The sequence below is a fragment of the Vibrio sp. V43_P6S15P86 genome (genome assembly GCF_009904725.1).
Taxonomy (GTDB): Bacteria; Pseudomonadota; Gammaproteobacteria; order Enterobacterales; family Vibrionaceae; genus Vibrio; species Vibrio diabolicus.
The window spans coordinates 1-10,593 of record NZ_WXWT01000016.1; the positions used below are offsets into that span (position 1 = coordinate 1).

7 protein-coding genes are annotated in these 10,593 nt (G+C 44.9%); 1 reads left to right on the forward strand and 6 read right to left on the reverse strand.

What is annotated here, in order from left to right; all coding sequences use genetic code 11:
• Positions 1-268 precede the first annotated feature (268 nt).
• Complete coding sequence (locus CAG69_RS01050) at positions 269-1,150, forward strand: AEC family transporter (RefSeq protein WP_161442284.1); 882 nt, start codon at positions 269-271, stop codon at positions 1,148-1,150.
• 217 nt (positions 1,151-1,367) lie between these two features.
• On the opposite strand, the gene pheT is transcribed toward CAG69_RS01050, so the two are convergent.
• From pheT to CAG69_RS01080, 6 genes are all read right to left on the reverse strand, one after another.
• Positions 1,368-3,773, reverse strand: coding sequence for a phenylalanine--tRNA ligase subunit beta (gene pheT / locus CAG69_RS01055; protein ID WP_161442286.1), 2,406 nt, complete (start codon positions 3,771-3,773; stop codon positions 1,368-1,370).
• 18 nt (positions 3,774-3,791) lie between these two features.
• Complete coding sequence (gene pheS / locus CAG69_RS01060; RefSeq protein ID WP_161442288.1) at positions 3,792-4,775, reverse strand: phenylalanine--tRNA ligase subunit alpha; 984 nt, start codon at positions 4,773-4,775, stop codon at positions 3,792-3,794.
• 193 nt (positions 4,776-4,968) lie between these two features.
• Positions 4,969-6,144, reverse strand: a complete 1,176-nt coding sequence (locus CAG69_RS01065; protein ID WP_161442290.1) for a hypothetical protein — start codon at positions 6,142-6,144, stop codon at positions 4,969-4,971.
• 10 nt (positions 6,145-6,154) lie between these two features.
• Entirely contained in the window at positions 6,155-6,946 is a 792-nt protein-coding gene (locus CAG69_RS01070; protein WP_161442292.1) for an outer membrane lipoprotein-sorting protein, read from the reverse strand.
• A gap of 18 nt (positions 6,947-6,964) precedes the next feature.
• Positions 6,965-9,343, reverse strand: a complete 2,379-nt coding sequence (locus CAG69_RS01075; protein WP_161442294.1) for an efflux RND transporter permease subunit — start codon at positions 9,341-9,343, stop codon at positions 6,965-6,967.
• 246 nt (positions 9,344-9,589) lie between these two features.
• The gene (locus tag CAG69_RS01080) at positions 9,590-10,378 is read right to left on the reverse strand and encodes a TetR/AcrR family transcriptional regulator (protein WP_046874837.1); all 789 of its coding nucleotides are present in this window, start codon (positions 10,376-10,378) and stop codon (positions 9,590-9,592) included.
• Positions 10,379-10,593: the final 215 nt, after the last annotated feature.

Here is a 10,593-nt window from a genome sequence, read left to right on the forward strand (position 1 = left end):
ACATTAATCACTATTTAATAAAAATATCAGAGATTGGTTATTTAACAGACACTTGACATAGAACTTGTCGTAAATTCAGTGATTTGTATGTAACTCGATACGTAACAATTGAACTAAATGGTATGACCACCTGGCTTTGCAACTGTGCTTAGAAAGCTTGATTAAACCCACGCTTCTCACTGTTCAGCGATGACGCAATATATAAAGGTTGATAATGTGGTTCTTCGTGTATCTCCACATTAGCTCCTTACACTTCATCTAGGCGACCATGATTAATCAAATCATAAATATTCTTTTCCCTGTTTTTGCTCTTGTCGGCGTCGGCTATTTGGTAGGTCGTTACATCAAGCCTGACTTTCGTCCAATCAACCGCATTAACATTGAGGTTTTCACACCTGCGCTGGTGTTTTCTTCGCTCGTTAACATGCCGTTAGACTCGAATCAGGGACCACTCCTTTTTGCAGCAATTGTCGCGGTTTTGGTTCCCGCACTACTCATGATCCCAGTATGTCGATTGACGTCACTGTCGTTTAAAACCTGGGCACCACCACATATGTTTCGCAATAGCGGAAACCTTGCTATTCCTTTGTTTACCTATACGTTTGGAGAAATTGCGCTATCCTCAGCAGTACTGCTATTTGTCGTGTCAGCATGCTTGCACATTAGTTTAGGTGTAATGCTACTTAGTCATGGCAACCCTTTTAAGCAAATAGTCAAGATGCCAATCTTTTTAGCTGCGTCGTTGGCTCTGTTTCTCAACGTGTCAAATGTGGGTGTATGGGCACCTTTATACGAAGCGACTGCTCTACTTGGCCAAGCGGCAGTACCCGTGATGCTTTTATCCCTGGGGGCGCAAATGTGTCATTTAAGAGTGGACGGTTTAAAGGTTGGTGTATTGTGTACCGTGCAGTCGCTTGCAACTGGGGCGGTTGCATTTGCACTTATTTATTGGTTAATTCCCCTTCCAACGATGCAATTGCAAATGATGGTACTCTTCACAATGCTGCCACCAGCCGTCATGAATTACCTATTTGCGGAAAGGCTGAATATAGAGCCCATGAAAGTGGCGTCAATGGTACTATTTGGCAACTTTTTCAGTATTCTTACGCTCCCACTTCTGCTTAGCTATACCCTCTCACTCGCCGCCTAGCCGCCAATAAGCTAGCGTTAGCGTCTGTTGGCTGAAAAACGATATATGCCAAGTCTCGATTAAGCGTTACCTCGAGTTTGGTCCAGATTTTTGAGGTTGTTGGAGGTGACGTAAACGGCCTAGTACGTGAATCACAATAAGATAATGCTCAACATAAAAAAACCCTGCCGATTTGACAGGGTTTTTAGTTTCTTAAGAGAGATAGTTCGTCTAACGCTTAGTCACGTAGAGACGCACCAAACTTCTCAGAAACGTGAGCAACGATAGCGTCAACCGCACCAGCTATATCTGCATCTTCAAGCGTACGCTCAACTGACTGTAGAGTCAGAGCGATTGCTAGGCTCTTCTTACCTTCTTCAACGCCTTTCCCTACGTAAACGTCGAACAGCTTCGCATCTTTAAGGAACTCGCCACCTTGCTCTAAACAAGCATTAACGATGTCACCAGATGCTACCGCTTCGTCCACAACTACAGCGATATCACGACGGTTTGATGGGAATTTAGAAAGCTGAACCGCTTCTGGGATCACTTTACTGTTGATTGCAGACCATTCGATTTCGAATACGATAGTACGACCGTTTAGACCGAACTTACGCTCAAGCTCAGGGTGAACGGTACCGATCACGCCCACTTCTTTGCCATCTACGATGATTGCCGCAGATTGACCTGGGTGAAGTGCTGGGTTAGCTTTTTTGCTTTCAGGTGACAGTGCAGCGAAAGAGTACGCTTTTTCGTTCGCAGATAGCTCTAGAATCGCTTCTAGATCGCCCTTAAGGTCGAAGAAATCAACGGTGTTAGTTTCGATATCCCAGTGCTCTTCACCACGAGTACCAGCAATAACACCTGCAAGCATAGGCTCTTGGCGCATGCCGTTTTCTGCAGATTCACATGGGATGAAACGTAGGCCGTATTCGAATAGACGAACACGTGGCTGTTGACGCTTCTGGTTGTGAACAACCGTGTTCAGCAGACCTTGGATAAGACCAAGACGCATTGCTGACATATCTGCAGAAATTGGGTTTGGAAGCACTAGAGGCTCAACACCAGGTACAACTAGCTTTTGTTGCTCAGGCTCAACGAAGCTGTATGTAATTGCTTCGTGGTAACCACGGTCAACAAGAAGATCACGAACGCGTTTCAGTGGAAGATCCGCTTCAACGTGGTTGTGCATCTTAAGTGCTGCTGCTGGGTGTTGGTTAGGAATGTTGTCGTAACCGTAGATACGGCCAACTTCTTCAATCAGGTCTTGTTCGATAGCGATATCGAAACGCCATGTTGGCGCTACTGCCATCCAACCTTCTTCTGAAGCTTCAACAGTCAAACCTAGGCGCTCTAGGATTTCTACTACGTCAGCATCAGCAATGTGGTGACCTAGTAGGTTGTCTAGCTTCGTACGACGTAGAGCAACTTTGTTTGGCTTAGGTAGGTCTGCTTCAGACTCTACTGCAACAACAGGTGCTACTTCACCGCCACAAATTTCAACAAGAAGCTGAGTTGCACGCTCCATTGCGCTCACTTGCAGTGCGTAATCCACACCACGCTCGAAACGCATTGAAGAATCAGTGTGAAGACCGTAGCTACGAGCGCGACCGCGGATATGGTCAGGTGCAAAGAATGCACACTCTAGTAGAACGTCTTTAGTCTCAGTTGTTACACCAGACTCTTCACCACCAAAGATACCTGCGATTGCAAGTGCTTTGTTGTGGTCAGCTACAACTAATGTATCTGCATTTAGTTCTGCTTCGCTGCCGTCAAGAAGTGTTAGCTTCTCACCTTGCTCAGCCATACGAACTACGATGCCACCTTCGATCTTCGCTAGATCGAATGCGTGCATTGGTTGACCTTGCTCTAGAAGAACATAGTTAGTGATGTCTACAACAGGGTCGATAGAGCGAATACCACAACGACGCAGTTTCTCTTGCATCCATAGTGGCGTTTCAGCTTGAACGTTTACGTTCTTAACAACACGACCTAGGTAACGAGGACACGCAGCAGGAGCTTTCACTTCAATAGACACTTTATCGTCGATTGAAGGGGCAACTGCTTCTACTGATGGCTCAGTCACGTCAGCACGGTTTAGTACGCCAACTTCACGAGCTAGACCACGAATGCTGAAACAGTCAGCGCGGTTTGCTGTTAGATCTACGTCTACCGTTACGTCATCTAGACCTAGGAATTCACGGAAATCAGTACCGATTACTGCGTCTTCTGCTAGTTCCATGATGCCGTCTGACTCAACATCAATGCCTAGTTCAGTGAACGAACAAAGCATGCCGTGAGATGGCTGGCCACGTAGTTTCGCTTTTTTGATTTTGAAATCGCCTGGAAGAACAGCACCAACTGTTGCTACCGCTACTTTCAGACCTTGGCGACAGTTAGGTGCGCCACAAACGATGTCTAGAAGCTCTTCTTCACCCACGTCAACTTTAGTAACGCGAAGTTTGTCTGCATCTGGGTGTTGACCACATTCAACAACGTGACCCACTTTAACGCCAGTGAAAGAACCCGCTACAGGAAGAACGTCGTCTACCTCTAGGCCGGCCATTGTAATTTGATGAGTGAGTTCGTCAGTAGTAACCGCTGGGTTTACCCACTCACGAAGCCATGATTCGCTGAATTTCATGTTGATGAACCCTCTGGATTACTTGAACTGTTTTAGGAAACGAAGATCGTTCTCGAAGAACGCACGTAGGTCGTTCACGCCGTAACGAAGCATCGTTAGACGCTCAACACCCATACCGAATGCGAAACCAGAGTATTTTTCAGGATCGATGCCTACGCTACGTAGTACGTTCGGGTGAACCATACCGCAGCCTAGAACTTCTAACCATTTACCGTTTTTGCCTTTCACGTCTACTTCAGCTGAAGGCTCTGTGAATGGGAAGTAAGATGGACGGAAACGCACTTCCACTTCCTCTTCGAAGAAGTTACATAAGAAATCGCGCAGAATACCTTTCAATTGGGCAAAGTTTACGTTCTCATCAACCAGCATACCTTCCACTTGGTGGAACATTGGCGTGTGTGTTTGGTCGTAGTCGTTACGGTATACGCGGCCCGGTGCGATGAAACGGAATGGTGGTTTGCCATTTTCCATCGTACGGATCTGTACGCCAGACGTATGAGTACGAAGCATCAAGTCTGGATTAAAGAAGAAGGTATCATGATCAGTACGCGCTGGGTGATCAGCGGCAATGTTTAGCGCATCAAAGTTGTGGAATGCATCTTCGATTTCAGGACCCGCTTCAGTGTTAAAGCCGAGCTCACCAAAGAACTTTTCAATACGCTCTACCGTGCGAGTGACTGGGTGTAAACCACCGTTTTCAATACGACGACCTGGTAGTGTTACGTCGATAGTTTCAGCCGCTAGTTTGGCTTCTAGCTCAGCACGTTGTAGTGCATCTTTACGAGCTGCGATCGCTTGCTGAACAGCGCCTTTCGCTTTGTTGATCTCTTGACCAGCTTCACGGCGTTCTTCTGGTGGTAGTTTGCCTAGGCTTTGAAGTTGAGCAGTGAGCTCACCTTTTTTACCCAGATACTGAACACGCACTTCATCAAGTGCGACTAGCGATTCGGCAGCTTCAATTGCAGTGCTCGCGCTAGCAATGATCTCTTCTAGATGTTGCATCGTTTCCTCATCTACCTGCTGGTAGTATCCATAAGGGAGTGATTGGTTTTTTGATAGCTGTACATAGTAGCCAAACCGGACACCAATGCCAAATTGAATTACGAAAAGAAGAGGTTATTGAATAAAAAGAGCACAAAAACGTCAAAAATGTCATCTTTCGTTAAATTGCGCCCTTTTGTATTCGGGATTTGTTTTAGAAATAGTACTGAATGGAAAACTCGATAAAGTCATCATCTCGAGCGAAATAGAGCAAATCCGTCGGCGTTTCATTTTTGAACAACCAAGCATCGATTTGCCATTTAAGGTGATTAGATAGTCGGCTTGATGCTTCCAATTTGGCGTTGTATACGTCAGCGTTATCGAGATCCTGAGTGATTCCTGTTAGTACTTCCGTTCCATCCTCGTCATTGAACGCCAGACGAACTCCAGCAAATACGTCATTTTGACCAATAGTTTGTGCGTTATTTCCACGACTGTCATAGAGGTACTCACCAATCAACCCTACATCCCATACGGTGTCAAATGCACCGACGACCGTATACTCAAAACCGGTGACAAGCCCAACATGGTGATCGGTACTATCTCGATACACACTTTCAAGCTTCCATAACCAGTCCCCAACAATACCTTGTACATCGAGACCTACGTGACTCATCAGAGCGTAATAGGGCTTAAGCTCACCATCTTTAAAACGAAAGTAAGGATCTCGGTTTGTCCCATACAAATAACTCAGCCCGACGTCCCAGTCACCAAGCATTTTTGAGTAGCGAAGCGCCACATCCAGCTGCTTTTCTTCTCGGTTTGATTCGTACATAGCATCGTCTGACACTACCGGTTCGGTGCGTAACCTTCCGTCACTGCCCGCAAACGTGCGCTCCCTAAAATAAGGCAGTAACATGGCGTGGACGGTTCCCCACTCTTTGAACGCAGTAAAATGGACCATTGGCTGACCGAGTTTGTCTTCGCCATCCACCGCTTCAATCGCATCCGTCTGGTTTACGACATCAACTAAATGTGCTGACTCTGTCACTCCCCAAAATACTTTGCTGATGCCAACTCGAAACTCATAATCCTCCCAATAGGTAAGATACAGAGCCTCCCTTATGTCGCCATGGCTTCGCTCATCATCGAGACTATCCAAACGGTAAAAAGGCGTGAAGGTAAAACTCGCATCACCATTTTGTATTTCCCAGTACCATTCTGGCTGCAACACCAGTGATGTCTGCCCTTTTCCCTGGCCTTGCAAACCTTGCTCAAAAAACTGACGATGCTCAATATTGACTTGTCCAGCAAGCTCAACGGCGGCAAGAGGCATCGAGTAAAAAGAGGTTGCTGCGCTAAGCAACAACCCAACATTTGATCGGTTCATTTCTCCTCCACTACCTCACTCGCTTTAACACATTCTTATGAAAATCATTGTCTTCGAGCCCAGTGTTAAAGCGCATTTCACTTGTTGTTAGCTCAGTGCTTTTTCCTGTTTGATGATTTGTCATCGCCATGGTGTGCGCTCGCCAATATTGGTTGAGGTACTGCTTGTAATCTGAGAAAGAAAGCGTTTTTAACAACGACCCTTTGCGATCGTAAAACTCAACTTTCAGTGGGCGGTAATGCGCTTTATCTAACCACACCGTTTGCTTGGTATAACCTGAATTTTTGTCGGTCGGGATTTGCTCTATAACGAAAACATCTTGCCCATTTATGGTGTCATCTTTTAAATAATTGAAACGATATTTTTCGATCTCAAAAGAACTGAGATCCTCATACGCAAATTCACTGCCCATAAAAGGGCCTGATTTGTTACGCGAGGAAATACGTTTCACACGCTTCAGTGCTGGAAGGTAAAGCCACTGGTCATCGGCACCCACTGTATGAGAGTGGTTGAGAAACGCGGTGCCTTTCACATCTCTTGGTTCATCAAATATTGTGAGTCCTTTGTCACCATCGTCCTCAACTTCGAGTGATTGAAGGCGCATTAAACGTGTGCTGCTTTCTCCTTGTGCGTTCCGCAGAATCATTTTCATAGTAGCAACAGAATCCCCCCACCCTTCATCACGGGCTTTGCGCTCTTGAGCAATTTCTAATCCTTTCGCTTCATCCGCTAACACCGTATGACTCATAAAAAGCGAGACAGAAAGTGCAGATACTTTTAAGGCATTTTTTAGTAAATTCATGTTCAATCCTTTGATTCGTTATGACTGAGTAACAGCCGTGGTTTGAGAGTCAGTTGATTTAAGCTTGTTTCGGCGGTCCACCTCGTCGTAGACGCCTTTGTCAAACAACATCAGTAGAGTCGGTAGAAAGATGAAATCCACAACAAGAGCAATGAAGATAACAATGGCACTCAACTGTCCCATATCGGCATTTAAGCGGAAGCTCGACATCGCCAGAACGGAGAAACCAGCAACAAGCACGACGGTCGTAATCCAAAGCGCGCGCCCCACGGTGCGAAAAGCGTAACGAACCGCTTGTTCCGCGCTATGGCCATCTTTACGAGCGTGTTGGTATTTAGAGAGAAAATGAACGGCATCATCAACCACAACGCCAAGCGTCAACGTCACAACAACAGACAACCCCAAATTAATTTCACCAGAAACCAGCGCCCAAATACCAAAACCAATAAGCGCAGGGGCTATATTCGGGACCAGGCTGATTAAACCGAGCTTGAACGAGCGTAAGGCAAAGATCAGTAATGCCGAAATTAAGACCAGAGTGATAGGCAAGGTTGACAGCATGCTAGCCATATTCGTTTCGCCAATATGCGCAAACATCAGTGATGGACTAGAAGCAACAACATCATACTGAGGCGCGTTTTCGTTAAACCATTGGTAAATACGATTTTCCAAATCAACAAGCTCGACGCTGCCCAAGTTCTCCACAGTGAGAACCATCTTGATTGACGACTTATCAACATTGATTTGGTTGTTCAAATCTAAGCCATACGGTAGTGACATTTCATAAAGCAGCAGATATTGAGCCGCTAATTCTCTGTCTTGAGGGAGCGAGTAATAAGCCTGATCATCTCCATGCATGTTCTTGTTTAGACGCTTATAAACATCGCTCAAGGTCGCAACATGGTCCGTTTCTGGCTGCAACCTTAGCCAGTCAGTAAATTTACCCACGGTATTGAGAAAATTAGGATCCGCAATACCCTGCGATTCGTTAGTTTTTATCGCGATACTGATGTTCGCCATGCCACTGATTCGCTCTTCCATAAAATCAGCCGCTCGACGAAATTCATTGCTATGACCAAAGTACTCGACGGATTCATCGTTGACTTTGTTCAGCGGAATCAAACTCGCACTCGCGACAATAACAAGCACCGACAACGGCAATAACGCATGTCGCTTTGACACCACGAAATCCCCTAAGTGATCCATAAAGTGCTTTCTTTCATCAGCAGTGTCTGACTTCACCCTAACAGGAAGGATATGAAGTAACGCCGGAAGTAATGTGATGGAAAGGAAACAAGCAATCATGACGCCAAGGGCTGATAGGTTGCCGAAATCTCTCAGGATTGGAGAATCCGACATATTCATCATTAAAAAGCCGATCGCGGTGGTAATGGAGGTAATCAGGATGGGCATGAAATTGAGCGCAATACTTCGTTCAATAGAATGGGCTTTACTAAAGCCATTTTGCATAGACTGACGCATCGTCGCTATAATGTGTACACAGTCGGCGACGGCAAGCGTCATCACCAAGGTAGGCACATTAACTGTCGCCGTGCTTAAAAACATACCAGCCCATCCTGATAATCCCATTGTCACCATAACTGAGCCGATAATAACGATGAGTGTCGCGATGACGCTAAGCAATGAGCGCAACATGAGAGTCAGGAAAACCAATATCACTAGTAGCATGGTCGGCACTAGCGTCGCGCTGTCATCTTGAGCTGCGGTCATAAACGCGTAGTTCATTGCAATAATACCGGCTTTGTGGAACTCAGTATCCGGGTACACTTGCTGATAACGCTCAATCATTCCGTTTATGTAGGCAACCACTTCTTGTACTTCAGCGGTTTTATCGACCTCAGGGAGTTGGACCGTAATATTCACGACCGTGACATCCCCTTTTTCGGAAATCAGTGAACTTTTCAAAACCGGCTCACTCAACGCAATACCTTTGACTTTCTCGATTCGCTGAGGCGTCAATTCATATTCGCTATACAGTAAATCTTCGACAAGAAGATCATCTTCAAACGCTTCGGTATGCTGGTAGTTGGCAAGGGAATCAACACGGGTGGAGTATGGGACTTGCCACGCCTCGTCAGTGATCTGCTGAATAAGAGATAAGGTGTTAGGAGTAAAAACAGTGCCACTTTTTGGCGCTATGACCAAAGCAAGACTGTCAGATTTTGCAAAGGTAGTCTGAATTTCATCAAACGCAAGTAACTGCTCATTTGTTCCATCAAAAAAGATGTCGTAATCCCCTCTAAAGTAAAGATTTTTTCCTCCAATAGTTGCTATAACAATCAATAAAACGGTAGCAAGCACAACCAACACACTGTAATTCGTTGGTAGCTTGACCCAGCTCATTCGGGCTTGTTGTTGAACGTTGTGATGTGGCATCACACTCTCCTTTTGTGACGTTTCGTCAAATTTAAAAACTAAAAAAACAGCGAATGCTGTGATAACCAGATAACTTCAACATATAAAAATCAGATCGAATTTATTTGGTTATATAAGTTAGTTTTTGAGTAACTTCCTATACTTCTCGAGATCGGTAACTTGAGTACCAATTTCTAATTTTTTGACGATTCGTCACAATGGTGTAATAAAAAAGCCAACTAAAATATTAGATGGCCTCTATAACGATTAGCGATTCACAGACTCTAAATAAGCAAGCTCTTCGCTGAACAATTCCTGTTCCACTCGACGCCACGTTTTACGGTAATCCCACTCTGTCGATAAAGGTGACCACCCTAAACCATCAAGTAACATATTCGCGTTATGCAGTACTGAGAATGGATCTTGAATTCGCTGAATACATCGACTGTTCGATGCATTTTGCGCTAGAGCGTTTGAACCAAAGGCAATAGACCAGTTAGCAAATACGATGGCATCAGAACCAATTGCGGGAGAGAACTTAAGGTCTCCACATTCCACCGCATTATTCACCAACGCATCAGCACCATCTATTACTTGTTCTTCTAAGTTGTTCAATTCATTCACACGCTTAGGCGAAGCTTTCTCTAGGACCCAAGGCGTCTTTGCAACAATCGCACAGGTTGATAGTACAGGCTCCATACGAGCGTAAATACGATAACCTACATGCATAGCAATGATTTTTTCTCTGGTATTGCCATTGAACTTAGCGGTACGTTCGAAAAATATTGCTTCGCTTCTCAGCGAGTGAATACAAAGCGCAAGAATCACATCTTCTTTGCTGCAAAAATGATTGTAGATCGTTCCCTTCGAGTAAGGGCTTGCTGCTGTGAGCTTGTCCATCGTTAAGTTGGCAAAGCCTTGCTCTTGAACCAGAGACTTAGCCAATTGAATAAGCTCTATTTCACGATCAGCAATCGCCTGTTGTTTTTTAGTTAGCCCTGAAGACGTACTACATCCGTCTTGCTTGCTATCTTTTTTACAGCGAAAGTTAAACATAATCCTTTGATCCGTATACCAACACACTCCCAATAATTGTAACACGATTCTTGAATACAGGAACGCCACTAAATTTGACGAACCGTCATAAATGACACTTCGTCATAATAGATCAAAAAACAAACATTGCAAGTGTGAATTTATAGCTAACCGAAAAATAAGCTTTAATTATATATAACCAAGTAACATCAAGATGCTTGGTTCAGCGAGAATGA